The sequence below is a fragment of the Halomonas fontilapidosi genome (genome assembly GCF_014192285.1).
In the GTDB taxonomy this organism is placed as follows: domain Bacteria; phylum Pseudomonadota; class Gammaproteobacteria; order Pseudomonadales; family Halomonadaceae; genus Halomonas; species Halomonas fontilapidosi.
Window position 1 is genome coordinate 15,145 of sequence record NZ_JACHXQ010000012.1, and the last position, 21,549, is coordinate 36,693.

General features: G+C 62.8%; 33 protein-coding genes. 32 read left to right on the plus strand and 1 reads right to left on the minus strand.

The features are described 5' to 3' along the window. Positions 1 to 51 precede the first annotated feature (51 nt). The 32 genes from rpsL to rplQ all read left to right on the plus strand — a co-directional run bounded on the left by rpsL (position 52) and on the right by rplQ (position 18,367). On the plus strand, positions 52 to 426 hold the full coding sequence (gene rpsL / locus FHR95_RS14765) for a 30S ribosomal protein S12 (protein WP_040183144.1): 375 nt from the start codon (positions 52 to 54) through the stop codon (positions 424 to 426). Between the two features lie 119 nt (positions 427 to 545). Beyond that, positions 546 to 1,016 (plus strand): 30S ribosomal protein S7, encoded by a 471-nt coding sequence (gene rpsG, locus FHR95_RS14770; protein ID WP_040183143.1) that lies wholly within the window; start codon positions 546 to 548, stop codon positions 1,014 to 1,016. Positions 1,017 to 1,076: 60 nt separating this feature from the next. Next, the gene (gene fusA / locus FHR95_RS14775) at positions 1,077 to 3,197 is read left to right on the plus strand and encodes an elongation factor G (RefSeq protein WP_040183142.1); all 2,121 of its coding nucleotides are present in this window, start codon (positions 1,077 to 1,079) and stop codon (positions 3,195 to 3,197) included. A 29-nt stretch (positions 3,198 to 3,226) separates the two neighbouring features. Further along, positions 3,227 to 4,420 carry an elongation factor Tu gene (gene tuf, locus FHR95_RS14780; protein WP_040183140.1) on the plus strand — a complete coding sequence of 398 codons (1,194 nt, stop codon included), beginning with the start codon at positions 3,227 to 3,229 and terminating at the stop codon, positions 4,418 to 4,420. A gap of 163 nt (positions 4,421 to 4,583) precedes the next feature. Beyond that, positions 4,584 to 4,895, plus strand: coding sequence for a 30S ribosomal protein S10 (gene rpsJ / locus FHR95_RS14785; RefSeq protein ID WP_010626466.1), 312 nt, complete (start codon positions 4,584 to 4,586; stop codon positions 4,893 to 4,895). A gap of 157 nt (positions 4,896 to 5,052) precedes the next feature. Then, positions 5,053 to 5,691 (plus strand): 50S ribosomal protein L3, encoded by a 639-nt coding sequence (gene rplC / locus FHR95_RS14790; RefSeq protein WP_040183137.1) that lies wholly within the window; start codon positions 5,053 to 5,055, stop codon positions 5,689 to 5,691. A 14-nt stretch (positions 5,692 to 5,705) separates the two neighbouring features. Beyond that, positions 5,706 to 6,314: a 50S ribosomal protein L4 gene (rplD, locus tag FHR95_RS14795; protein ID WP_106232376.1), complete on the plus strand. Its 609-nt coding sequence runs from the start codon at positions 5,706 to 5,708 to the stop codon at positions 6,312 to 6,314. Next, complete coding sequence (rplW, locus tag FHR95_RS14800) at positions 6,311 to 6,607, plus strand: 50S ribosomal protein L23 (RefSeq protein ID WP_040183135.1); 297 nt, start codon at positions 6,311 to 6,313, stop codon at positions 6,605 to 6,607. The genes rplD and rplW overlap by 4 nt, the downstream gene beginning before the upstream one ends. Positions 6,608 to 6,624: 17 nt before the next feature. Then, positions 6,625 to 7,455 carry a 50S ribosomal protein L2 gene (gene rplB, locus FHR95_RS14805; protein ID WP_040183134.1) on the plus strand — a complete coding sequence of 277 codons (831 nt, stop codon included), beginning with the start codon at positions 6,625 to 6,627 and terminating at the stop codon, positions 7,453 to 7,455. A gap of 33 nt (positions 7,456 to 7,488) precedes the next feature. Then, positions 7,489 to 7,764, plus strand: a complete 276-nt coding sequence (gene rpsS / locus FHR95_RS14810; RefSeq protein WP_040183133.1) for a 30S ribosomal protein S19 — start codon at positions 7,489 to 7,491, stop codon at positions 7,762 to 7,764. Between the two features lie 18 nt (positions 7,765 to 7,782). After that, complete coding sequence (gene rplV, locus FHR95_RS14815) at positions 7,783 to 8,115, plus strand: 50S ribosomal protein L22 (RefSeq protein ID WP_040183132.1); 333 nt, start codon at positions 7,783 to 7,785, stop codon at positions 8,113 to 8,115. Positions 8,116 to 8,126: 11 nt separating this feature from the next. After that, positions 8,127 to 8,825, plus strand: a complete 699-nt coding sequence (rpsC, locus tag FHR95_RS14820; protein ID WP_040183131.1) for a 30S ribosomal protein S3 — start codon at positions 8,127 to 8,129, stop codon at positions 8,823 to 8,825. A 15-nt stretch (positions 8,826 to 8,840) separates the two neighbouring features. Next, positions 8,841 to 9,254: a 50S ribosomal protein L16 gene (gene rplP, locus FHR95_RS14825; RefSeq protein WP_040183130.1), complete on the plus strand. Its 414-nt coding sequence runs from the start codon at positions 8,841 to 8,843 to the stop codon at positions 9,252 to 9,254. Then, a complete protein-coding gene (gene rpmC, locus FHR95_RS14830) occupies positions 9,254 to 9,445 on the plus strand; it encodes a 50S ribosomal protein L29 (RefSeq protein WP_040183129.1) in 192 nt (63 codons plus the stop codon). Before rplP ends, rpmC begins: the two co-directional genes overlap by 1 nt. Position 9,446: 1 nt before the next feature. Further along, a complete protein-coding gene (gene rpsQ / locus FHR95_RS14835) occupies positions 9,447 to 9,707 on the plus strand; it encodes a 30S ribosomal protein S17 (protein WP_040183128.1) in 261 nt (86 codons plus the stop codon). Positions 9,708 to 9,759: 52 nt separating this feature from the next. Beyond that, entirely contained in the window at positions 9,760 to 10,131 is a 372-nt protein-coding gene (rplN, locus tag FHR95_RS14840; protein WP_040183127.1) for a 50S ribosomal protein L14, read from the plus strand. 14 nt (positions 10,132 to 10,145) lie between these two features. Next, on the plus strand, positions 10,146 to 10,460 hold the full coding sequence (gene rplX, locus FHR95_RS14845) for a 50S ribosomal protein L24 (protein WP_040183125.1): 315 nt from the start codon (positions 10,146 to 10,148) through the stop codon (positions 10,458 to 10,460). A gap of 18 nt (positions 10,461 to 10,478) precedes the next feature. Beyond that, positions 10,479 to 11,018: a 50S ribosomal protein L5 gene (gene rplE / locus FHR95_RS14850; protein WP_040183124.1), complete on the plus strand. Its 540-nt coding sequence runs from the start codon at positions 10,479 to 10,481 to the stop codon at positions 11,016 to 11,018. Positions 11,019 to 11,028: 10 nt separating this feature from the next. Beyond that, positions 11,029 to 11,334 (plus strand): 30S ribosomal protein S14, encoded by a 306-nt coding sequence (gene rpsN / locus FHR95_RS14855; RefSeq protein ID WP_040183123.1) that lies wholly within the window; start codon positions 11,029 to 11,031, stop codon positions 11,332 to 11,334. Positions 11,335 to 11,366: 32 nt separating this feature from the next. After that, complete coding sequence (gene rpsH / locus FHR95_RS14860) at positions 11,367 to 11,759, plus strand: 30S ribosomal protein S8 (protein ID WP_040183121.1); 393 nt, start codon at positions 11,367 to 11,369, stop codon at positions 11,757 to 11,759. A 9-nt stretch (positions 11,760 to 11,768) separates the two neighbouring features. Continuing rightward, positions 11,769 to 12,299 (plus strand): 50S ribosomal protein L6, encoded by a 531-nt coding sequence (gene rplF, locus FHR95_RS14865; RefSeq protein WP_040183120.1) that lies wholly within the window; start codon positions 11,769 to 11,771, stop codon positions 12,297 to 12,299. A 9-nt stretch (positions 12,300 to 12,308) separates the two neighbouring features. Beyond that, positions 12,309 to 12,659: a 50S ribosomal protein L18 gene (gene rplR, locus FHR95_RS14870; protein ID WP_040183119.1), complete on the plus strand. Its 351-nt coding sequence runs from the start codon at positions 12,309 to 12,311 to the stop codon at positions 12,657 to 12,659. A gap of 11 nt (positions 12,660 to 12,670) precedes the next feature. Next, positions 12,671 to 13,171, plus strand: coding sequence for a 30S ribosomal protein S5 (gene rpsE / locus FHR95_RS14875; protein WP_040183118.1), 501 nt, complete (start codon positions 12,671 to 12,673; stop codon positions 13,169 to 13,171). Between the two features lie 5 nt (positions 13,172 to 13,176). Then, complete coding sequence (gene rpmD, locus FHR95_RS14880; RefSeq protein WP_040183116.1) at positions 13,177 to 13,359, plus strand: 50S ribosomal protein L30; 183 nt, start codon at positions 13,177 to 13,179, stop codon at positions 13,357 to 13,359. A 3-nt stretch (positions 13,360 to 13,362) separates the two neighbouring features. Beyond that, positions 13,363 to 13,797: a 50S ribosomal protein L15 gene (gene rplO, locus FHR95_RS14885; RefSeq protein WP_040183114.1), complete on the plus strand. Its 435-nt coding sequence runs from the start codon at positions 13,363 to 13,365 to the stop codon at positions 13,795 to 13,797. After that, complete coding sequence (secY, locus tag FHR95_RS14890) at positions 13,798 to 15,129, plus strand: preprotein translocase subunit SecY (protein ID WP_040183112.1); 1,332 nt, start codon at positions 13,798 to 13,800, stop codon at positions 15,127 to 15,129. 74 nt (positions 15,130 to 15,203) lie between these two features. Continuing rightward, complete coding sequence (gene rpmJ, locus FHR95_RS14895; RefSeq protein ID WP_009099023.1) at positions 15,204 to 15,317, plus strand: 50S ribosomal protein L36; 114 nt, start codon at positions 15,204 to 15,206, stop codon at positions 15,315 to 15,317. Positions 15,318 to 15,440: 123 nt separating this feature from the next. Beyond that, on the plus strand, positions 15,441 to 15,797 hold the full coding sequence (gene rpsM, locus FHR95_RS14900) for a 30S ribosomal protein S13 (protein ID WP_040183107.1): 357 nt from the start codon (positions 15,441 to 15,443) through the stop codon (positions 15,795 to 15,797). 39 nt (positions 15,798 to 15,836) lie between these two features. Next, positions 15,837 to 16,223, plus strand: coding sequence for a 30S ribosomal protein S11 (gene rpsK, locus FHR95_RS14905; protein WP_040183105.1), 387 nt, complete (start codon positions 15,837 to 15,839; stop codon positions 16,221 to 16,223). A gap of 12 nt (positions 16,224 to 16,235) precedes the next feature. After that, complete coding sequence (rpsD, locus tag FHR95_RS14910; protein ID WP_040183104.1) at positions 16,236 to 16,856, plus strand: 30S ribosomal protein S4; 621 nt, start codon at positions 16,236 to 16,238, stop codon at positions 16,854 to 16,856. A gap of 86 nt (positions 16,857 to 16,942) precedes the next feature. Next, the gene (locus FHR95_RS14915; RefSeq protein WP_040183102.1) at positions 16,943 to 17,941 is read left to right on the plus strand and encodes a DNA-directed RNA polymerase subunit alpha; all 999 of its coding nucleotides are present in this window, start codon (positions 16,943 to 16,945) and stop codon (positions 17,939 to 17,941) included. Between the two features lie 39 nt (positions 17,942 to 17,980). Continuing rightward, positions 17,981 to 18,367, plus strand: coding sequence for a 50S ribosomal protein L17 (rplQ, locus tag FHR95_RS14920; RefSeq protein WP_106232389.1), 387 nt, complete (start codon positions 17,981 to 17,983; stop codon positions 18,365 to 18,367). Between the two features lie 190 nt (positions 18,368 to 18,557). On the opposite strand, the gene uvrA is transcribed toward rplQ, so the two are convergent. Then, positions 18,558 to 21,419 (minus strand): excinuclease ABC subunit UvrA, encoded by a 2,862-nt coding sequence (gene uvrA / locus FHR95_RS14925; protein ID WP_183315002.1) that lies wholly within the window; start codon positions 21,417 to 21,419, stop codon positions 18,558 to 18,560. Positions 21,420 to 21,549: the final 130 nt, after the last annotated feature.

Genomic DNA, 21,549 nt, shown 5'->3' on the forward strand with positions numbered 1-21,549 from the left:
CCCGCACCCGCTGAGTAAGGCAAGGCAACCCATTGGAGTCAGCTACACACCATGGCAACGATCAATCAGCTCGTGCGCAAGCCGCGCAAGCGTCAGGCCGCCAAGAGCGACGTGCCTGCGCTGCAGGCCTGCCCGCAGAAGCGCGGCGTCTGCACCCGCGTCTACACCACCACCCCGAAGAAGCCGAACTCCGCACTGCGTAAGGTGTGCCGTGTTCGCCTGACCAACGGCTACGAGGTCTCCTCGTACATCGGTGGTGAAGGCCACAACCTCCAGGAGCACTCCGTGGTCCTGATTCGTGGCGGACGCGTCAAGGACCTTCCCGGTGTGCGCTATCACACCGTGCGTGGCGCCCTGGACACCTCCGGCGTGCAGAACCGCAAGCAGGGCCGTTCCAAGTACGGCACCAAGCGTCCCAAGGCCTGACCGGCCGCGGTTCGCAGCAGTCACCCCATTTTGACCACGGTCTGATAAGAGTAAGGTCGAGCGCTGCCATCGGCAGGAGTCTCGGGTTTACCTGAAGGATCCTTTGATGAGGGCTTATCATGCCTAGAAGAAGAGTTGCGGCCAAGCGCGAGATCCTGCCGGATCCCAAGTTCGGAAGCGAGCGCCTGGCGAAGTTCATGAACCACCTGATGATCGGCGGCAAGAAGTCCGTAGCTGAGCGCATCGTCTACGGTGCGCTGGACAGGGTTGCCGAGCGTAGCAAGGAAGAGCCGCTGGAGATTTTCGACAAGGCGCTGGAAGCCATCCAGCCCATGGTCGAGGTCAAGTCACGCCGCGTCGGCGGCGCGACCTATCAGGTGCCCGTTGAAGTTCGCCCCTCGCGCCGTCATGCGCTGGCCATGCGCTGGCTGGTTGATGCGGCCCGTCGCCGTGGCGAGAAGACCATGGTGCTGCGCCTCGCCGGCGAGATGCTCGATGCCGCCGAAGGCAAGGGCTCGGCCGTCAAGAAGCGGGAAGACGTGCATCGCATGGCAGAAGCCAACAAGGCCTTCTCTCATTACCGGTTCTAAGTGCACCGCTTCTGAGCGTAGCGCTCCGCTACGCATCGCCAACCAACGGGGAGTTCCAACGTGGCTCGCAAGACTCCGCTAAAGCGCTACCGCAACATCGGTATCGTTGCACACGTAGACGCCGGCAAGACCACCACCACCGAGCGCGTCCTGTTCTACACCGGCCTGTCCCACAAGGTCGGCGAGGTCCATGAGGGCGCCGCCACCATGGACTGGATGGAGCAGGAGCAGGAGCGTGGTATCACCATCACCTCCGCGGCGACCACCTGCTTCTGGCAGGGCATGAACAAGCAGTTCGATGAGCACCGCATCAACATCATCGACACCCCGGGGCACGTCGACTTCACCATCGAGGTGGAGCGTTCGCTGCGCGTGCTCGACGGTGCCGTCGTGGTGCTGTGCGGCTCGTCCGGCGTCCAGCCGCAGACCGAGACCGTCTGGCGCCAGGCCAACAAGTACGAAGTACCGCGCATGGTGTTCGTCAACAAGATGGACCGCACCGGCGCCGACTTCTTCATGGTGGTCGACCAGCTCAAGGAGCGTCTCGGCGCCAATGCCGTGCCGATCCAGATCAACTGGGGCACCGAGGAAGAGTTCAAGGGCGTCATCGACCTGATCCAGATGAAGGCCATCCTCTGGGATGAAGCCAATTTCGGGATGAACTACGATCTGGTCGACATCCCTGCCGAGCTCCAGGAAACCGCCGAGAAGTTCCGCGAGGAGATGGTCGAGTCCGCGGCCGAGGCGTCCGAGGAGCTGATGGACAAGTACCTCGAGGAAGGCGAGCTCTCCGTCGAGGAGATCAAGGCCGGCCTGCGTCGTCGTACTCTGGACAACGAGATCGTGCTGGTCACCTGCGGCTCCGCGTTCAAGAACAAGGGCGTTCAGGCGGTGCTGGATGGCGTCATCGAGTACATGCCGTCACCCACCGAGGTCAAGGCCATCGAGGGTGAGCTGGACGACAAGGACGGCACCATCGCCACGCGCGAGGCGGACGACAGCGCCCCCTTCGCCGCGCTGGCGTTCAAGATCGCCACCGACCCCTTCGTCGGCACCCTGACCTTCATCCGCGTCTACTCGGGCGTGCTGAAGTCGGGCGACAGCATCTACAACTCCGTGAAGGAGAAGAAGGAGCGCGTCGGGCGTATCGTCCAGATGCACGCCAACTCCCGCGAGGAGATCAAGGAAGTGCTGGCGGGCGACATCGCCGCCTGTATCGGCCTGAAGGACGTCACCACCGGTGACACCCTGTGCGACCTGAACGACAAGATTGTTCTCGAGCGCATGGAATTCCCGGATCCGGTCATCTCCGTGGCCGTCGAGCCGAAGTCCAAGGCCGATCAGGAGAAGATGGGCGTGGCGCTGGGCAAGCTGGCCCAGGAAGACCCCTCCTTCCAGGTGCGTACCGATGAGGAGACTGGCCAGACCATCATCTCCGGCATGGGTGAGCTTCACCTCGACATCCTCGTCGACCGCATGCGTCGCGAGTTCAAGGTCGAGGCCAATATCGGCAAGCCGCAGGTGGCCTATCGCGAGACCATCCGCGCCAAGGTCGAGCAGGAAGGCAAGTTCGTTCGCCAGTCCGGCGGTCGCGGTCAGTACGGTCATGTGCATCTGCGCATCGAGCCGCTCACCGCAGAGGACAAGGGCGAAGACGAGGACATGCACTTCAAGTTCGCCTCGGAGATCGTCGGCGGCGTGGTTCCCAAGGAATACGTGCCGGCTGTCGAGAAGGGGGCCTACGAGCAGCTGCAGAACGGTGTCATCGCGGGCTACCCGATGATTGACGTCAAGGTCACGCTGTTCGACGGTTCCTACCATGACGTGGACTCGAACGAGACCGCGTTCAAGGTTGCTTCTTCCATGGCCGTCAAGGAAGGTGCCAAGAAGGCCAAGGCCGTGCTCCTCGAGCCGGTGATGAAGGTCGAGGTCGTGACCCCCGAGGATTTCATGGGTGACGTCATGGGCGATCTCAACCGCCGTCGTGGCCTCGTCCAGGGCATGGATGACTCCTCCATGGGCAAGGTCATTCGTGCCACGGTACCTCTGGCTGAGATGTTCGGTTATGCAACCGATCTGCGCTCTCAGACCCAGGGCCGCGCAAGCTACGTGATGGAGTTTGCGGACTACGAAGAGGCGCCGTCCAGCGTCGTTGAAGCCGTCATCAACCAGAACGGTTAACCGTTAGCTAACGTAAAGAGGTTATAGCAGTGGCTAAGGCAAAATTTGAACGTTCCAAACCGCACGTCAACGTCGGGACCATCGGTCACGTCGACCACGGCAAGACCACGCTGACTGCGGCCCTGACTCGCGTTTCCGCCGAGGTGTTCGGCGGCGACTGGAGCGAGTTCGACGCCATCGATAATGCGCCGGAAGAGCGTGAGCGCGGTATCACCATCGCCACCTCTCACGTCGAGTACCAGTCCGAGACGCGTCACTACGCGCACGTGGACTGCCCGGGGCACGCCGACTACGTCAAGAACATGATCACCGGTGCCGCCCAGATGGACGGCGCTATCCTGGTCGTGTCCGCTGCCGACGGCCCCATGCCGCAGACCCGCGAGCACATCCTGCTGTCTCGTCAGGTCGGCGTGCCGTACATCGTCGTGTTCCTGAACAAGGCCGACATGGTCGATGACGAGGAGCTGCTCGAGCTGGTCGAGATGGAAGTGCGCGAACTCCTCGACGAGTACGACTTCCCGGGTGACGACACCCCGATCATCACCGGTTCCGCCCTGATGGCTCTGGAAGGCAAGGATGACAACGGCATGGGTACCACCGCCGTTGCCAACCTGATCAAGGCCCTGGACGAGTACATCCCGGAGCCGGAGCGTGCCATCGACCAGCCGTTCCTGATGCCGATCGAGGACGTGTTCTCCATCTCCGGCCGCGGCACCGTGGTCACTGGCCGCGTCGAGCGTGGCGTGGTCAAGGCCGGCGAGGAAGTCGAGATCGTCGGTATCAAGGACACCGTCAAGACCGTCGTGACCGGCGTCGAGATGTTCCGCAAGCTGCTCGACGAAGGTCGTGCCGGTGAGAACGTCGGCGCCCTGCTGCGCGGCACCAAGCGTGACGACGTCGAGCGTGGTCAGGTCCTGGCCAAGCCGGGCACCATCACCCCGCACACCGAGTTCGAGGCCGAGGTGTACGTGCTGTCCAAGGACGAGGGTGGTCGTCACACGCCGTTCTTCAAGGGCTATCGTCCGCAGTTCTACTTCCGTACCACCGACATCACCGGTACCTGTGAGCTGCCGGAAGGCGTCGAGATGGTCATGCCGGGCGACAACGTCAAGATGGTTGTCACCCTGATCGCTCCGATCGCCATGGATGACGGCCTGCGTTTCGCCATCCGTGAAGGTGGCCGTACCGTCGGCGCCGGCGTCGTGGCCAAGATCCTCAAGTAAGCGTCACGCTGCTTGACCGATCGAAGGGGGCTCCGCGAGGAGCCCCCTTTCTGCGCACCGGAAGCGAGTGTTTGACTCTCGTCGCCGGCGTGCCTATAATGCGCATCCTTTGAATGCGTGGGTTGACGGCTCGCGCCGTCAGAATCCATTGGAGTTAGGGCAAATGCAGAACCAGAAGATTCGCATTCGGTTGAAGGCTTTCGACCACCGCCTGATCGACCAGTCCGCCGCGGAGATCGTAGATACCGCCAAGCGTACCGGCGCCCAGGTCCGTGGTCCGATTCCTCTGCCGACCAATCGCGAGCGTTACACCGTGCTGATCTCTCCGCACGTCAACAAGGACGCGCGCGACCAGTACGAGATTCGTACCCACAAGCGGGTGCTCGACATTGTCGAGCCTACCGAAAAGACCGTTGACGCCCTGATGAAGCTCGACCTCGCCGCCGGCGTGGACGTGCAGATCAAGCTCGACTGACACCACACTAGACACTCGCGGCCCAGCGTTCGCCCGCTCCACAGGAAGGCGTCCAGCAGCCGCCGCGCCGGGATGGCGCCACACAACGTGCTAGTGGAATGCTCTGGAAAGGGCAGCCATAGCGGGTGACAGCCCCGTACACTATAGGAGACTGAGAATGACTATCGGTTTAGTCGGTAGGAAGGCCGGTATGACCCGTGTCTTCACCGAAGACGGTGCATCCGTGCCCGTGACCGTGATCGAGGTTGAACCCAACCGCGTAACGCGCGTGAAGTCCGTCGAGTCCGACGGTTACGCTGCGGTTCAGGTGACAACCGGCTCCCGCAAGGCCAAGCATCTGTCGAAAGCCCAAGCCGGGCAGTTCGCCAAGGCAGGTGTCGAGGCCGGCCGTTCGCTGATGGAGTTCCGCCTGGCAGCAGGCGACGAGGCTCCGGAAGTGGGTGGCGAGCTCACCGTATCCCTCTTCGAAGCTGGTCAGATGATCGACGTGACCGGCACCTCAAAGGGCAAGGGATTCCAGGGCGCCGTCAAGCGCTGGAATTTCCGCACCCAGGACAACAGCCACGGTAACTCCCTGTCGCACCGCGCGCCGGGTTCCATCGGCATGTGCCAGACGCCGGGCCGCGTATTCAAGGGCAAGAAGATGGCCGGCCAGATGGGCAATGTTCGTTGCACCGTGCAGAGCCTGGAAGTCGTCCGTGTCGACGCCGAACGCAATCTGCTGCTGATCAAGGGTGCCGTACCCGGCGCCACCGGCAGTGATGTCATCGTGCGCAGCGCCGTCAAAGCAGGCTGAAGGGGAACTTACCGATGAATCTGAATCTTGCAGGTGCAGGCGCCGGTACTGTCGAAGTATCCGATGCCACCTTTGGCAAAGAATTCAACGAGGCCCTCGTGCACCAGGTCGTCACCGCCTATCTGGCCGGTGGTCGCCAGGGTACCCGTGCCCAGAAGAACCGTTCCGACGTGCGTGGCGGCGGCAAGAAGCCCTGGCGTCAGAAGGGCACCGGTCGTGCCCGTGCCGGTACCATCCGCTCGCCGATCTGGCGCAGCGGCGGCGTGACCTTCGCGGCGCGTCCGCAGGACCATTCCCAGAAGGTCAATCGCAAGATGTACCGCGCGGCCATGCGCTCGATCCTCTCCGAGCTGGTTCGCCAGGAGCGCCTGGTGGCTGTCGATGGCTTCGCCGTCGAGGCCCCCAAGACCAAGCAGCTGGTCGCCAAGCTCGAGGAGCTGGGCCTGGAAAAGGTGCTGATCGTCACCGAAGAAGTCGACGAAAACCTGTACCTCGCCGCCCGCAACATCCCCAACGTGGATGTGGTGGACGTCGCCGCCGCTGATCCGGTGAGCCTGGTCGCTTTCGACAAGGTGCTGGTCACCGTCTCCGCTCTGCGTAAATTCGAGGAGAAGCTGGCATGAACCAGGAACGTGTATTCAAGGTTCTGCTCGGTCCGCACGTGACCGAGAAGGCCGCCATGGCCGCCGAGCGCAACCAGTACGTGTTCAAGGTGGCAAGCGACGCGACCAAGCCCGAGATCAAGGCTGCCGTGCAGGAGCTGTTCGGCAAGAAGGTCGACCGTGTTCAGGTGCTGAACATGAAGGGCAAGACCAAGCGCACCGCGCAGGGTCTGGGTCAGCGCAAGGGTTATCGCAAGGCGTACGTGACACTGGCCGCCGGCGAGACGCTTGAAGACTTCTCTGGCGCCGAATAAGGGCAGGAGTACGGATCATGGCAATCGTCAAGACTAAACCCACATCCGCCGGTCGTCGCCACGTCGTCAAGATCGTTGGTGAAGAACTGTTCAAGGGCCGCGCCTACGCGCCGTTGCTCGAGAAGCAGTCCAAGTCCGGTGGGCGTAACAACTACGGTCGCATCACCACCCGCCACGTGGGCGGTGGGCACCGTCATCACTACCGCGTCATCGACTTCAAGCGCACCAAGGATGGCATCCCGGCCACCGTCGAGCGCCTGGAGCATGACCCGAACCGCAGCGCGCATATTGCTCTGCTCAAGTACCTCGACGGCGAGCGTCGCTACATCATCGCGCCCAAGGGCGTGAGTGCCGGCGACCGTCTCGAGTCCGGTGTCAACGCGCCCATCAAGAAGGGCAATGCGTTGCCGCTGCGCAACATCCCGCTGGGTTCCACCGTGCACTGCATCGAGCTCAAGCCCGGCAAGGGCGCCCAGATTGCTCGCAGCGCCGGGACCAGCGCCCAGCTGGTCGCCCGTGAAGGCAACTACGCCACCCTGCGTCTGCGCTCCGGCGAGATGCGCAAGGTGCTGGCCGAGTGCCGCGCGACCCTGGGTGAAGTGAGCAACTCCGAGCACAGCCTGCGTCAGCTTGGCAAGGCCGGTGCGAAGCGCTGGAGAGGCGTGCGCCCGACCGTTCGCGGCGTGGCGATGAACCCGGTGGACCACCCGCACGGCGGCGGCGAAGGCCGCAGCAGTGGCGGTCGCCACCCGGTCTCCCCGTGGGGCATCCCCACCAAGGGCCACAAGACCCGCAAGAACAAGCGCACCGACAAGCTGATCATCCGTCGCCGCAAGGCCCGGAAATAAGATCCAACGCCAAGACATTAAGAGGTAACGGCTGTGCCACGTTCACTGAAGAAAGGTCCTTTTATTGACCTTCATCTGCTGAAGAAGGTTGAGACTGCAGTGGAGAAGAGCGACCGCAAACCGATCAAGACCTGGTCGCGTCGCTCGATGATCCTGCCCAACATGGTCGGGCTCACCATTGCAGTCCATAACGGGCGCCAACACGTCCCGGTGCATGTCTCCGAGGAAATGGTTGGCCACAAGCTGGGCGAATTCGCTGCTACCCGCCTCTATCGCGGTCATGCGGCGGACAAGAAAGCCAAACGGTAAGCCAGAGAGGATTGAGAGATGGAAGTCACAGCAAAGCTGCGTGGCGCTCGTTTATCCGCCCAGAAGGCCCGTTTGGTGGCTGACCAGGTGCGCGGTAAACCGGTCGCCGAAGCGCTAGACCTGCTGACCTTCTCCCCGAAGAAGGCCGCGAAGCTGGTCAAGAAGGTGCTGCAGTCCGCCATCGCGAATGCGGAAGAAAACGACGGCATGGATATCGACGAGCTGCGTGTCTCGACCATCTGCGTCGATGAGGGCATGACGCTCAAGCGCATCCGTCCGCGCGCCAAGGGCCGTGCGGATCGCATTCTGAAGCGCACCTGCCACATCACCGTCAAGGTAGCCGAGAAGTAGGAGTCGACCAGATGGGTCAGAAAGTCAATCCAACAGGCATTCGCCTGGGTATCGTCAAAGACCATACCTCGGTGTGGTATGCCGAGCGCGGCGCCTATGCCGACAAGCTGAACAGCGATCTCGAAGTGCGTCGCTTCCTGGAAGAGCGTCTGAAGAACGCCTCCGTGAGCAAGATCACCATCGAGCGCCCGGCCAACAACGCCCGTATTACCATTCACACTGCCCGTCCGGGCATCGTGATCGGCAAGAAGGGCGAAGACGTCGACCGGCTGCGTCGTGACGTGACCGCGATGATGGGTGTGCCCGTGCACGTCAACATCGAGGAAGTCCGCAAGCCGGAACTCGATGCCCAGCTCGTCGCGCAGAACATCGCCGGCCAGCTCGAGCGTCGCGTGATGTTCCGTCGTGCCATGAAGCGTGCCGTGCAGAACGCCATGCGTCTGGGCGCCGGCGGCATCAAGGTGCAGCTCTCCGGTCGCCTCGGCGGCGCGGAAATCGCCCGCACCGAGTGGTACCGCGAAGGTCGCGTCCCGCTGCATACCCTGCGCGCGGACATCGACTACGCCACCTACGAGGCCAAGACCACCTACGGCATCATCGGTGTCAAGGTCTGGGTCTTCAAGGGTGAAATCCTCGGGGGCATCGAGGAGGTCCGCGCCAAGGCGAAACAGCCGCAGGCCGCGCCCTCCAAGAAGAAAGGTTCCAGGTAAGGGGAGAGCGAGTCGATGTTACAACCCAAGCGTATGAAGTTCCGCAAGATGCAAAAGGGCCGCAATCGTGGCCTGGCGCATCGCGGCAGCAAGATCAGCTTCGGCGAGTATGGCCTCAAGGCCACCGGCCGGGGCCGCGTCACCGCCCGTCAGATCGAGGCCGGTCGTCGTGCGATCACGCGCCACGTCAAGCGTGGCGGCAAGATCTGGATCCGCGTTTTCCCGGACAAGCCGATTTCCAAGAAGCCGCTGGAAGTCCGCATGGGTAAGGGCAAGGGCTCCGTCGAGTACTGGGTCGCCCAGATCCAGCCGGGCCGGGTCCTGTACGAGATCGAAGGCGTTTCCGAGGAGCTGGCCCGCGAGGCATTCGCCCTGGCTGCCCAGAAGTTCCCGGTCTCCACCACCTTTGTGAAACGGACGGTGATGTGATGAAAGCCCAGGAAATTCGCGAGAAGTCAGCCGAGCAGCTCCAGGAGCAGCTCTTCGAACTCCTCCGTGAGCAGTTCAACCTGCGCATGCAGAAGGCCACCGGTCAGCTGAGCCAGACTCATCTGCTCAAGCAGGTTCGTCGGGACATTGCCCGCGTGAAGACTGTGCTCAACGAGAAGGCAGGTGACTGAGATGGCCGAAGAGAAAAAAGCCCGTACGCTCACCGGCAAGGTGGTGAGCGACAAGATGGACAAGTCCATCGTCGTGATGATCGAGCGTCGTGAGCGCCACCCGATCTACGGCAAATACGTCAAGCGCTCCACCAAGCTGCACGCCCATGACGAGTCGAACCAGGCCAAGTCCGGCGACACGGTATCCATTCAGGAATGCCGTCCGCTGTCGAAGAACAAGGCCTGGACCCTGATCGAAGTCGTCGAACAGGCCAAGGGTTGATCGGCTCACGCCGGTCAATCCAGTGCAGTCAGATTAGGTTTGGAGAAAACCGATGATTCAGACTCAGACAATGCTGGATGTCGCCGACAACAGCGGAGCGCGCCGGGTGCAGTGCATCAAGGTGCTGGGCGGTTCTCACCGTCGCTACGCCCGCGTCGGAGACATCATCAAGGTCACGGTGAAGGAAGCCATTCCGCGTGGCAAGGTCAAGAAAGGCCAGGTCCTCAAGGCGGTGGTGGTTCGCACCCGTAGTGGCGTCCGTCGTAACGACGGTTCGCTGATCCGCTTCGATGGAAATGCGGCTGTGCTGTTGAACAACACCAACGATCAGCCGATCGGTACCCGTATTTTCGGGCCGGTGACGCGTGAGCTTCGCAACGAGAAGTTCATGAAGATCATTTCCTTGGCGCCTGAAGTGCTGTAAGGAGCGAGGCGGATATGCAAAAGATCAAACGTGACGATGAAGTCATCGTCATCGCCGGCAAGGACAAGGGCAAGCGCGGCACCGTCAAGCGGGTTCTCGAAAACCGCTTCGTGGTGTCCGGTGTGAACATGATCAAGCGTCACACCAAGCCCAACCCGATGGCGGGCAACCAGGGCGGTATCGTCGAGCGCGAGGCACCGATTCACGCGTCCAACGTGGCCATCTTCAACCAGGAGACCGGCAAGGCGGATCGCGTCGGCTTCCAGGTTCAGGAAGACGGTACCAAGGTACGTATCTACAAGTCGACGCAGTCGCAGATCGACGCCTAACGCGAGTCGGATAGCAAAATGGCGAACTTGAAAGAACGTTATCAGAACGAGGTGGTGGCTCAACTCCAAGAGCAGTTCAGCTACGCCAACGTGATGCAGGTACCGCGGGTCACCAAGGTGACTCTGAACATGGGTATCGGCGATGCGACCAGCGACAAGAAGCTGATCGATAACGCCATCGGCGATCTGGAGAAGCTCTCCGGTCAGAAGCCGCTGGTGACCAAGGCACGCAAGTCCATCGCGGGCTTCAAGGTGCGTGAAGGCTGGCCGATCGGGATCAAGGTGACCCTGCGCTCCGAGCGCATGTGGGACTTTCTCGATCGCCTGGTGAATATCGCGATCCCCCGTGTTCGTGACTTCCGTGGTCTCAACCCGAAGTCCTTCGACGGTCGTGGCAACTACTCGATGGGGGTGCGTGAGCAGATCATCTTTCCGGAGATCGAATATGATAAGATCGATCGGATCCGTGGTCTGGATGTCACCATCACCACCACCGCCAAAACCGATGAAGAAGGTCGCGCGCTGCTCGGCGCGCTGAACTTCCCGTTCAAGAAATAAGGGTGGGATCATGGCAAAGAAAAGCATGGTAGAGCGCGAGCTCAAGCGCACCAAGCTGGTGAGCAAGTATGCCGCCAAGCGTGCCGAGCTCAAGGCGATCATCCAGGACGTCAACGCTTCTGACGAAGAGCGCTTCGACGCGCAGCTCAAGCTGCAGCAGTTGCCGCGCGACTCCAGCCCGGTGCGTCAGCGCAACCGCTGCCGCATCACGGGTCGTCCGCACGGCTACTACAACAAGTTCGGCCTCGGCCGTAACAAGCTGCGTGAAGCCGCCATGCGTGGCGACGTGCCCGGACTCAAGAAGTCCAGCTGGTAACGCCACGTAGAATCATCAGGAGCGCAACGTAAATGAGCATGCAAGACACTCTGGCGGATATGTTCACTCGTGTCCGCAATGCGCAGATGGCCACCAAGGAGACGGTTTCCATGCCGTCCTCCAAGCTCAAGGTCGAGGTGGCCCGCGTGCTGAAGGAAGAGGGCTACATCAGCGACTTCGCCGTCAGCGAGACCGCCAAGCCCGAGCTGACCGTGACCCTCAAGTACTTCGAGGGCAAGCCGGTCATCGAGCACCTGCAGCGAGTTTCCAAGCCGTCCCTGCGCCAGTACAAGGGCAAGGACGCGCTGCCGAAGGTCGCCGAAGGTCTGGGCGTTGCTATCGTGACCACCTCGCAAGGGGTGATGACCGATCGTGCGGCGCGTCAGGCGGGTGTCGGTGGTGAAGTCATCTGCACCGTATTCTAGGAGTTTGGAATGTCCCGCGTAGCCAAATATCCGGTCAAATTGCCCGCAGGCGTCGAGGTCAAGCTCGACGGTGACCAGCTGTCCGCCAAGGGCAGCCAGGGCACCCTGTCCCTGACCGTTCACCCCGATGTGGTGATCGGCCAGGAAGAGGGGCAACTGACCTTCCAGCCGAGCGAGTCCGCGAAGAGCTGGGCAATGGTCGGTACCACCCGTGCCCTGGTTCAGAACCTGGTCACCGGTGTCAGCGAGGGCTTTACCAAGAGCCTCGAAATCATCGGCGTCGGTTATCGTGCCCAGGCCAAGGGCCAGACGCTCAATCTTACACTGGGCTTCTCGCACCCGGTCGACTACACGCTGCCTGAAGGTGTCACGGCGGAAACGCCCAAGAACACCGTCATCGTGCTGAAAAGCGCGGACAAGCAGAAGCTCGGCCAGTGTGCTGCGGAAATCCGCGCCTTCCGTCCGCCCGAGCCCTACAAGGGCAAGGGTGTCCGGTACGCCGACGAGCAGGTGCGTCGCAAAGAAGCCAAGAAGAAGTAAGGCAGGGTTATGAACGCGAAGAAAGAATCTCGTCTCCGTCGTGCCCGCCGTGCTCGCGCCAAGATCCGCGAGCTGGGCGTGTATCGCCTGTGCGTCAACCGTACCCCGCGCCACATCTATGCGCAGATCATCTCGCCGGATGGTGGCAAGGTCCTCGCCAGCGCTTCCACGCTGGACAAGGCCCTGCGCGAGGGTGCAACCGGCAATTCCGACGCCGCCGCCAAGGTGGGCGCCATGATTGCCGAACGCGCCAAGCAGGCTGGCATCACCCAGGTGGCCTTCGATCGTGCCGGCTTCAAGTATCACGGTCGGGTGAAGGCCTTGGCCGACGCCGCTCGTGAAGGCGGCCTGGAATTCTAAAGGGTTTTACGATGGCGAAGAACGAACAGCAAAGCGGCGATCTGCAGGAAAAGCTGGTGCAGATCAACCGTGTCGCCAAGGTGGTCAAGGGTGGCCGAATCTTCGGTTTCACCGCCTTGACCGTCGTGGGTGACGGGAACGGTCGTGTGGGTTTCGGTCGTGGCAAGGCGCGTGAAGTGCCGGTCGCGATCCAGAAGGCCATGGACCAGGCACGTCGCAACATGGTCAAGGTGAACCTCACCGGTGGCACCCTGCAGTACCCGGTCAAGGCCCGTCACGGCGCCTCCAAGGTGTACATGCAGCCTGCCTCCGAGGGTACCGGGATCATCGCCGGCGGTGCCATGCGCTCCGTGCTCGAACTGGCCGGCGTGCATGACGTCCTGGCCAAGTGCTACGGCTCCACCAACCCGGTGAACGTGGTGCGGGCGACCGTTAACGGTCTGGCCTCCCTGCAGTCGCCGGAAGACGTGGCCGCCAAGCGCGGTCTGCCTGTCGAAGCGATCACGGGGTAAGCACCATGTCAGCAACGATCAAGGTTACCCAGACCCGCAGCACCATCGGCGTACTGGCCAAGCACAAGGCCACCATGAACGGCCTCGGCCTGCGTCGCATCGGTCACACGGTTGAACTGGAAGACACCCCTGCCGTCCGCGGCATGATCCACAAGGTTAACTACCTTGTGCGTGTTGAGGGAGAGTAATCCATGAAACTCAATAGCCTGAGCCCGGCACCGGGCTCCAAGCACGCCGAGAAGCGCGTCGGCCGTGGCATCGGTTCCGGTCTGGGCAAGACCGGCGGCCGTGGCCACAAGGGCCTCAAGTCGCGCAGCGGCGGCAGCGTGAAGCCCGGTTTCGAGGGCGGTCAGATGCCGCTGCAGCGGCGCCTGCCCAAGTTCGGCTTCACCTCCGCGAAGTCGCTGGTTTCCGAAGAGGTCCGCCTGGCCGAGCTGGGCCGGGTCGCGGGTGACGAAGTCACTCTCGAGTCCCTCAAGGACGCCAACGTGCTGAAGGATGCCACCAAGCATGCCAAGGTGATCCTTTCCGGCGAACTGAACAAGGCGGTCACGGTCCGCGGCATCAAGGTCACCAAGGGTGCCCGTGCTGCGATCGAAGCCGCCGGCGGCAAGGTAGAGGACTAAATGGCCAAGTCAGGAAACATGCCGGCGATGGGCAGCGGTCTGGGTGAACTCTGGGCGCGTCTGCGCTTCGTGCTCCTCGCCATCGTGGTCTACCGTATCGGTGCCCACATCCCCGTTCCCGGTATCAATCCTGACCAGCTTGCTGCCTTGTTCAGGGAGCAGCAGGGCACCATCCTGGGCATGTTCAACATGTTCTCGGGGGGTGCCCTGGAGCGCATGAGTATCATGGCGCTGGGCATCATGCCCTACATTTCAGCGTCGATCATCATGCAGCTGATGACCGCGGTCTCGCCGCATCTCGAGCAGTTGAAGAAGGAGGGCGAGGCCGGCCGCCGCAAGATCAGCCAGTACACGCGCTACGGCACCGTAGTGCTGGCCCTGATTCAGGCCACCGGCATGTCGGTGGGTCTGGCCAGTCAGGGCATCGCCTACACGGCCGACTTCAGCTTCTATTTCACTGCCATCGTGACGTTTGTCACCGGGGCGGTGTTCCTGATGTGGCTGGGTGAGCAGATCACCGAGAAGGGCATCGGCAACGGCATCTCGCTGCTGATCTTCTCGGGTATCGTCGCCGGCCTGCCTGGCGCCGTGGGGCAGGCGTTCGAGCTGGCCCGCAACGAAGGGGCGTGGAACGTCCTGCCGCTGCTGGCACTTACCGCACTGGGCGTGGCCACCGTGGCCTTCGTGGTGTTCATCGAGCGCGGTCAGCGCCGCCTCACGGTGAACTACCCGCGTCGCCAGGTCGGCAACAAGATGTATGCCGGCCAGAGCAGCTATCTGCCGCTGAAGGTCAACATGGCGGGCGTGATTCCGGCGATCTTCGCCTCGAGCATCCTGCTGTTCCCGGCGTCGCTGGGTCAGTGGGTCGGTGCCGGCGATGGCATGGAGTGGCTGCAGCGTGCGTCCCAGGCCCTGGGGCCGGGTCAGCCGCTGTACATCTTGCTTTTCGGCGCGGCGGTGGTATTCTTCTGCTTCTTTTACACAGCGCTGGTCTTCAATCCCAAGGATGTCGCTGACAACCTCAAGAAGTCAGGGGCCTTCCTGCCGGGCATCCGCCCGGGCGAGCAGACCGCTCGCTATATCGACAAGGTCATGACCCGTCTGACCCTGTTCGGTGCCCTCTACATCACTGCGGTTTCCCTGATGCCCCAGTTCCTGATCGTCGCCTGGAACGTTCCGTTCTTCTTTGGCGGCACCTCGCTGCTGATCGTGGTGGTGGTCATCATGGACTTCATGGCCCAGGTGCAGTCGCATCTGATGTCGAACCAGTACGAGTCGGTGATGAAGAAGTCCAACCTGAAAGGCTACGGTAGCGGCGGCATCATGCGCTGAGCCCTGCTGGCGACATGGTGCGCCGCGAGCTGAACCGTTGGCCCGCGTCGCGAGCCAACTATGGAGATAGAACGATGAAAGTTCGAGCTTCCGTGAAGAAAATGTGCCGCAACTGCAAGATCATTCGTCGCAATGGCGCCGTGCGCGTCATCTGCATCGAGCCGCGGCACAAGCAGCGCCAGGGTTGATCCTGACGCTGCACTGAACCGGGTGCCGGCATGCCCCTTGTCCTCGAGCGAGGAAAGGGGTATGCTGTTGCGCCTTTTGTAGATGATTAATCGAGCAAGCCGCTCAAATTTCGGAGTAAGCTGATGGCCCGTATTGCAGGCGTCAATATCCCGGACAACAAGCATGCGGCGATCTCGCTGACCTATATCTTCGGGATTGGCCGCACTCGCGCTCAGGACATCTGTGCAGCGACCGGCATCGCGCCGACCACCAAGATCCAGGAGCTCTCCTCTGAAGAAGTGGATACCCTGCGGTCTGAAGTCGGCAAGTACACCGTGGAAGGTGACCTGCGTCGTGATGTCACGCTTAACATCAAGCGTCTCATGGACCTGGGTTGCTATCGTGGTCTGCGTCATCGTCGTGGTCTTCCGCTGCGTGGTCAGCGTACCAAGACCAATGCGCGTACCCGCAAGGGCCCGCGCAAGCCGATCCGCAAATAACACGCACGTTCTGGCGTAAAGACAGGAATAGACATCAACATGGCTAACCCGCGTAGCAACCGTAAAAAGGTTAAAAAGCAGGTAGTGGATGCCATCGCGCATATCCACGCCTCTTTTAACAACACGATCATTACGATCACAGACCGCCAGGGCAACGCCCTTTCCTGGGCGACTGCCGGTGGTTCGGGTTTTCGTGGTTCTCGCAAGAGCACCCCGTTCGCTGCTCAAGTGGCAAGCGAACGTGCAGCGACCGCTGCAGCCGAGTATGGTGTGAAAAACGTCGACGTGCTGGTCAAGGGCCCCGGTCCTGGCCGTGAATCCGCCGTGCGCGCGCTCAATGCCGCCGGCTTCCGCGTGCAGAGCATCACCGACGCGACGCCCATTCCCCACAATGGCTGCCGTCCGCCGAAGAAACGCCGCGTTTAAGGAGACAGATTCATGGCTCGTTACATTGGACCGAAGTGCAAACTGTCTCGTCGTGAGGGGACCGACCTCTTTCTCAAGAGCGGTATCACTCCCTTCGAGAAGAAGTGCAAATCCGAGCAGATCCCGGGTGTGCACGGCCAGCGCCGTCAGCGTCTTTCCGACTACGGCTTGCAGCTTCGCGAGAAGCAGAAAGTACGTCGCATGTACGGCGTACTCGAGAAGCAGTTCCGCAACTACTACAAGGAAGCGGCCCGACTGAAGGGCGCGACCGGCGAGTTGTTGCTGCAGCTTCTCGAATCCCGACTGGATAACGTCGTCTACCGCATGGGGTTCGGCTCCACGCGTTCCGAGGCGCGTCAGCTGGTCAGCCACAAGGCGATCGCCGTCAACGGCAAGACCGTCAACGTGGCGTCCTACCAGGTCAAGCCTGGCGACGTGGTCTCCGTGCGTGAAAAGGCGAAGAACCAGGCGCGCATCCAGACTTCCCTGGCCATCGCCGCCAACCGCGGCGACGTGGTCTGGGTCGAGACCGATGCCAAGAAGATGGAAGGCACTTTCAAGGCCCTGCCCGAACGCGGTGACCTGTCTGCCGACATCAACGAAAACCTGATCGTCGAGCTGTACTCCAAGTAAGCGGCGCGCGCGTCGTTCCGCTCCCCGTTCGCGGGGAGCGGTCGGAGAGTACCGACAATCCGTTTGGCAGCCTGATAGGTGTTCATATGCAGCGTTCAGTGACAGAGTTTCTCCGTCCTCGCGACATCAAGGTCGAAGAGATCAGCGCACACCACGCCAAGATCGTGCTCGAACCCTTCGAACGGGGCTTCGGCCACACGCTGGGCAATGCCCTGCGTCGCATCCTGCTCTCGTCCATGCCCGGCTGTGCCGTGGTGGAAGCCGAGATCGCCGGTGTCGAACACGAGTACAGCGCGATCGAGGGCGTCCAGGAAGATGTCATCGAAATCCTCCTGAACCTCAAGGACGTGGCGCTCCGGATGCACAGCCGCGATGAGGCGGTGCTCTCGCTGAACAAGCAGGGGCCCGCCGTCGTGACTGCAGGGGATATCGCTCTCGATCATGATGTCGAGATCGTCAATCCCGAGCATGTCATCGCCCACGTCAATGAGGGTGCCGAGCTGAAGATGCAGCTCAAGGTGGCTCGCGGTCGCGGCTACGAGCCGGCGGACGTACGTGGCGATGCCGACGACGAGTCGCGCGCCATCGGCCGTCTGCAGCTGGATGCTACCTTCAGCCCCGTGCGTCGAGTTTCCTACAGCGTCGAAGCTGCGCGTGTCGAACAGCGCACCGACCTCGACAAGCTGATCATCAACCTGGAAACCGACGGCACCCTGGACCCGGAAGAGGCGATCCGTCGCAGCGCGACCATTCTGCAGGAGCAGCTGGCGGCGTTCGTCGACCTGGAGGCCGACAAGGAACAGGAAGTGGTGGAGGAAGAGGATCATATCGATCCTATCCTGCTGCGCCCCGTAGACGATCTCGAGTTGACCGTTCGCAGCGCCAACTGCTTGAAGGCCGAGAACATCTACTACATCGGGGATCTGATCCAGCGCACCGAGGTGGAGCTGCTGAAGACCCCCAATCTCGGCAAGAAGTCCCTGAATGAGATCAAGGACGTGTTGGCCGCCCGCGGTCTTTCCCTGGGCATGCGGCTGGAGAACTGGCCGCCGGCAAGCCTGAAGGACGACAAGGCCTCCGCGTGAGCCTCGACTCGAGTCCCAGTTTGGTAAGGAATCACAACCATGCGTCATCGTAAGAGTGGTCGTCACCTGAATCGCAACAGCTCGCACCGCCAGGCCATGTTCAAGAACATGTCTGTCTCGCTGGTCGAGCATGAAGTGATCAAGACAACCCTGCCCAAGGCCAAGGAGCTGCGTCGCGTCATCGAGCCGCTGATCACCCTGGCCAAGCAGGATAGCGTTGCCAATCGTCGTCTGGCCTTCAGCCGCACCCGCTCGAAGGAAGCGGTCGGCAAGCTCTTCAACGAGCTGGGGCCGCGTTACGCCGAGCGTCCGGGCGGTTACGTCCGTATCCTCAAGTGCGGCTACCGCACCGGCGACAACGCCCCCATGGCCTTCGTCGAACTGGTCGACCGTCCGGTCGTCGAGGAAGCCGCCGCCGAGGAGTGATCCTCGACCGGCCTTCCGCCAGTGGCACGCCAAACCGGCTCCTCAAGGGGAGCCGGTTTTTTTATTGCAGGTGCGAGGCACGAGGTTCAGGTTTCAAGGAAGGGCCGGCTTGGGCCTCCTGCGGTGCACGCTGCCTCGCACCTCGCACCTCGCACCTCGCACCTTGCAACTCGCACCTCGCACCTCGCCGCTATGCCGTAGTCTCCGGCTCCGCCTTGCTGGTCTTGGCGCGCTCCAGCAGGGGCTTGAGGAAACGGCCGGTGTGCGACGCCTCCATGCGTGCCACCTGCTCGGGCGTGCCCTCGGCGATAATGCGCCCGCCGCCGGAGCCGCCCTCGGGGCCCAGGTCGATCAGCCAGTCGGCGGTCTTGATCACGTCCAGGTTGTGCTCGATCACCACGATGGTATTGCCGTGGTCGCGCAGGCGGTGCAGCACGCTGAGCAGCTGGCGGATGTCCTCGAAGTGCAGGCCGGTGGTCGGCTCGTCGAGGATGTAGAGGGTCTTGCCGGTATCGCGCTTGGCCAGCTCCCGGGCCAGCTTGACCCGCTGGGCCTCGCCGCCGGAGAGCGTGGTCGCGCTCTGCCCCAGGCGGATGTAGGAGAGCCCCACGTCGAGCAGCGTCTGCAGCCGGCGGGCGATCGCCGGCACCGGCGAGAAGAACGCCAAGGCCTCCTCCACGGTCATCTCGAGGACCTCGTGGATGCTCTTGCCCTTGTAGGCGATCTCCAGGGTCTCGCGGTTGTAGCGCTTGCCCTTGCAGACGTCACATGGCACATAGATGTCCGGCAGGAAGTGCATCTCCACCTTGATCATGCCCTCGCCCTGGCAGGCCTCGCAGCGCCCGCCCTTGACGTTGAAGGAGAAGCGGCCCGGCTTGTAGCCCCGCGAGCGTGCCTCCTGGGTGCCGGCGAACAACTCGCGGATGGGGGTGAAGATGCCGGTGTAGGTGGCCGGGTTGGAGCGCGGGGTGCGACCGATGGGGCTCTGGTCGATGTCGATCACCTTGTCGAGATGATCGAGGCCCTCGATGCGCTCGTGGGCCTCGGGGCTCAGCGACGTGGCGCGATTGAGCTCGCGCGCGGCGATGGGCATCAGGGTGGCATTGATCAGCGTCGACTTGCCGGAACCGGAGACGCCGGTGATGCAAACGAAAAGGCCCAGCGGCAGTTCGAGGGTGACGTTCTGGAGATTATTGCCACTCGCCCCGGTCAGACGAACCACCTTCTCCGGATTGCCGGGAATGCGCCAGGGCGGGACCTCGATGCGCCGAGTGCCGGCGAGGTACTGGCCGGTGAGCGACTCCGGGGTGGCGATGATCTCCTGCGGGGTGCCCTGGGCGACGATGCGCCCGCCATGTACGCCGGCGCCAGGGCCGATATCGAGCACGTGGTCGGCGGCGCGGATGGCGTCCTCGTCGTGCTCGACCACGATCACGGTGTTGCCGAGGTCGCGCAGGCGTTCCAGGGTCTGCAGCAGGCGGTCGTTGTCGCGCTGGTGCAGGCCGATGGAGGGCTCGTCGAGGATGTACATCACCCCCACCAGGCCAGCGCCGATCTGGCTGGCCAGGCGGATGCGCTGGGCCTCGCCGCCGGAGAGGGTCTCGGCGCTGCGCTCCAGGTTCAGGTAGTCGAGCCCCACGTTGACCAGGAACTCCAGCCGGGCGTGGATCTCGTTGACGATCTTGACGGCGATCTCGCCCTTGCGTCCCGGCAGGCTGAGTTCGCCGAAGTAGTTCAGCGCCTCGCCGATGGGCAGGTGGACGAGCTGGGGCAGGGTGCGGTCGTCGATGTAGACGTGGCGCGCCTCCCGGCGCAGCCGCGAGCCGTGGCAGGTGGGGCAGGGCTGCACGGCGATGTGGCGTGCCAGGTCCTCGCGCACCATGCTGGACTCGGTCTCGCGATAGCGGCGCTGCATGTTGGGCAGCACGCCCTCGAAGGGGTGCTCGCGGGTCACCTTGCGGCCGCGGTCGTTGACGTAGCTGAAGGCGATGTCGTCGCTGCCGCTGCCGTACAGGACGATCTCGCGCTCGTGGCGCGCCAGGTCCTGCCAGGGGGTCTCCAGGGTGAAGCGGTAATGGTCGGCCACGGCCTGCAGCTGGTTGAAGTAGTAGACGCTGCGCCGGTCCCAGCCCTTGATCACCCCCTCGGCCAGCGACAGCTCGGGGTGGCTGATCAGCTTGTCGGGGTCGAAGAACTGCTGCACGCCCAGGCCGTCGCAGGTCGGGCAGGCGCCGGCCGGGTTGTTGAAGGAGAACATGCGCGGCTCGAGTTCGGCGATGGAGTAGCCGCACACCGGACAGGCGAAGCGTGCCGAGAAGGCGATCTCCTCGTGCTCGCCGTCCATGAAGTGGATCGTGGCCACGCCGTCGGCCAGGTTGAGGGCCGTCTCGAAGGACTCCGCCAGGCGCTGCTGCAGCCCGTCGCGCACCTTGAGGCGGTCGACCACCACGCTGATGTCGTGCTTCCTGTTCTTGTCGAGCGGGGCGATGTCGTCGAGCTCCAGCACCTGGCCGTCGACCATGGCGCGCACGAAGCCCTGGGCGCGCAGCTCGGCGAGCAGCTGCAGGTGCTCGCCCTTGCGCCCCTTGACCACCGGCGCGAGCAGCATCAGCTTGCTGCCCTCGGGCAGGGTCAGCACCTGGTCGACCATCTGCGAGACGGTCTGGGCCTCGAGGTCCTCGCCGTGCTCCGGGCAGCGCGGGGTGCCGGCGCGGGCGAACAGCAGGCGCAGGTAGTCGTAGATCTCGGTGATGGTGCCCACGGTGGAGCGCGGGTTGTGAGAGGTGGACTTCTGCTCGATGGAGATCGCCGGGGAGAGCCCCTCGATATGGTCGACGTCGGGCTTCTCCATCATCGACAGGAACTGGCGCGCGTAGGTGGAGAGCGATTCCACATAGCGGCGTTGGCCCTCGGCGTAGAGGGTGTCGAACGCCAGCGACGACTTGCCCGAGCCCGAAAGCCCGGTGACCACGATCAGCTTGTCGCGCGGCAGATCGACGTCGATATTCTTCAGGTTGTGGGTGCGGGCACCCCTGACCAGAATTGTGTCCATTCCCACCTCGCCGGACGCGGCAAAAGCTCGATTATACGTGGCGGGCTGCGCCGCCGGCAAAGCGCGAGCTGCCATCGGCTTTCCCTGCGCCCCGGCGAGCCGCTAGAATATGCGGTCCACCTCCGGGCCC

Excerpts from the sequence above, each read along its gene's own strand:
- rpsL (WP_040183144.1), top strand. The coding sequence starts at position 52 with ATGGCAACGATCAATCAGCTCGTGCGCAAGCCGCGCAAGCGTCAGGCC.
- rpsG (WP_040183143.1), top strand. The coding sequence starts at position 546 with ATGCCTAGAAGAAGAGTTGCGGCCAAGCGCGAGATCCTGCCGGATCCC.
- rpsJ (WP_010626466.1), top strand. The coding sequence starts at position 4,584 with ATGCAGAACCAGAAGATTCGCATTCGGTTGAAGGCTTTCGACCACCGC.
- rplC (WP_040183137.1), top strand. The coding sequence starts at position 5,053 with ATGACTATCGGTTTAGTCGGTAGGAAGGCCGGTATGACCCGTGTCTTC.
- rplD (WP_106232376.1), top strand. The coding sequence starts at position 5,706 with ATGAATCTGAATCTTGCAGGTGCAGGCGCCGGTACTGTCGAAGTATCC.
- rplW (WP_040183135.1), top strand. The coding sequence starts at position 6,311 with ATGAACCAGGAACGTGTATTCAAGGTTCTGCTCGGTCCGCACGTGACC.
- rplB (WP_040183134.1), top strand. The coding sequence starts at position 6,625 with ATGGCAATCGTCAAGACTAAACCCACATCCGCCGGTCGTCGCCACGTC.
- rplV (WP_040183132.1), top strand. The coding sequence starts at position 7,783 with ATGGAAGTCACAGCAAAGCTGCGTGGCGCTCGTTTATCCGCCCAGAAG.
- rpsC (WP_040183131.1), top strand. The coding sequence starts at position 8,127 with ATGGGTCAGAAAGTCAATCCAACAGGCATTCGCCTGGGTATCGTCAAA.
- rplP (WP_040183130.1), top strand. The coding sequence starts at position 8,841 with ATGTTACAACCCAAGCGTATGAAGTTCCGCAAGATGCAAAAGGGCCGC.
- rpmC (WP_040183129.1), top strand. The coding sequence starts at position 9,254 with ATGAAAGCCCAGGAAATTCGCGAGAAGTCAGCCGAGCAGCTCCAGGAG.
- rpsQ (WP_040183128.1), top strand. The coding sequence starts at position 9,447 with ATGGCCGAAGAGAAAAAAGCCCGTACGCTCACCGGCAAGGTGGTGAGC.
- rplN (WP_040183127.1), top strand. The coding sequence starts at position 9,760 with ATGATTCAGACTCAGACAATGCTGGATGTCGCCGACAACAGCGGAGCG.
- rplX (WP_040183125.1), top strand. The coding sequence starts at position 10,146 with ATGCAAAAGATCAAACGTGACGATGAAGTCATCGTCATCGCCGGCAAG.
- rplE (WP_040183124.1), top strand. The coding sequence starts at position 10,479 with ATGGCGAACTTGAAAGAACGTTATCAGAACGAGGTGGTGGCTCAACTC.
- rpsN (WP_040183123.1), top strand. The coding sequence starts at position 11,029 with ATGGCAAAGAAAAGCATGGTAGAGCGCGAGCTCAAGCGCACCAAGCTG.
- rpsH (WP_040183121.1), top strand. The coding sequence starts at position 11,367 with ATGAGCATGCAAGACACTCTGGCGGATATGTTCACTCGTGTCCGCAAT.
- rplF (WP_040183120.1), top strand. The coding sequence starts at position 11,769 with ATGTCCCGCGTAGCCAAATATCCGGTCAAATTGCCCGCAGGCGTCGAG.
- rplR (WP_040183119.1), top strand. The coding sequence starts at position 12,309 with ATGAACGCGAAGAAAGAATCTCGTCTCCGTCGTGCCCGCCGTGCTCGC.
- rpsE (WP_040183118.1), top strand. The coding sequence starts at position 12,671 with ATGGCGAAGAACGAACAGCAAAGCGGCGATCTGCAGGAAAAGCTGGTG.
- rpmD (WP_040183116.1), top strand. The coding sequence starts at position 13,177 with ATGTCAGCAACGATCAAGGTTACCCAGACCCGCAGCACCATCGGCGTA.
- rplO (WP_040183114.1), top strand. The coding sequence starts at position 13,363 with ATGAAACTCAATAGCCTGAGCCCGGCACCGGGCTCCAAGCACGCCGAG.
- secY (WP_040183112.1), top strand. The coding sequence starts at position 13,798 with ATGGCCAAGTCAGGAAACATGCCGGCGATGGGCAGCGGTCTGGGTGAA.
- rpmJ (WP_009099023.1), top strand. The coding sequence starts at position 15,204 with ATGAAAGTTCGAGCTTCCGTGAAGAAAATGTGCCGCAACTGCAAGATC.
- rpsM (WP_040183107.1), top strand. The coding sequence starts at position 15,441 with ATGGCCCGTATTGCAGGCGTCAATATCCCGGACAACAAGCATGCGGCG.
- rpsK (WP_040183105.1), top strand. The coding sequence starts at position 15,837 with ATGGCTAACCCGCGTAGCAACCGTAAAAAGGTTAAAAAGCAGGTAGTG.
- rpsD (WP_040183104.1), top strand. The coding sequence starts at position 16,236 with ATGGCTCGTTACATTGGACCGAAGTGCAAACTGTCTCGTCGTGAGGGG.
- FHR95_RS14915 (WP_040183102.1), top strand. The coding sequence starts at position 16,943 with ATGCAGCGTTCAGTGACAGAGTTTCTCCGTCCTCGCGACATCAAGGTC.
- rplQ (WP_106232389.1), top strand. The coding sequence starts at position 17,981 with ATGCGTCATCGTAAGAGTGGTCGTCACCTGAATCGCAACAGCTCGCAC.
- uvrA (WP_183315002.1), bottom strand. The coding sequence starts at position 21,419 with ATGGACACAATTCTGGTCAGGGGTGCCCGCACCCACAACCTGAAGAAT.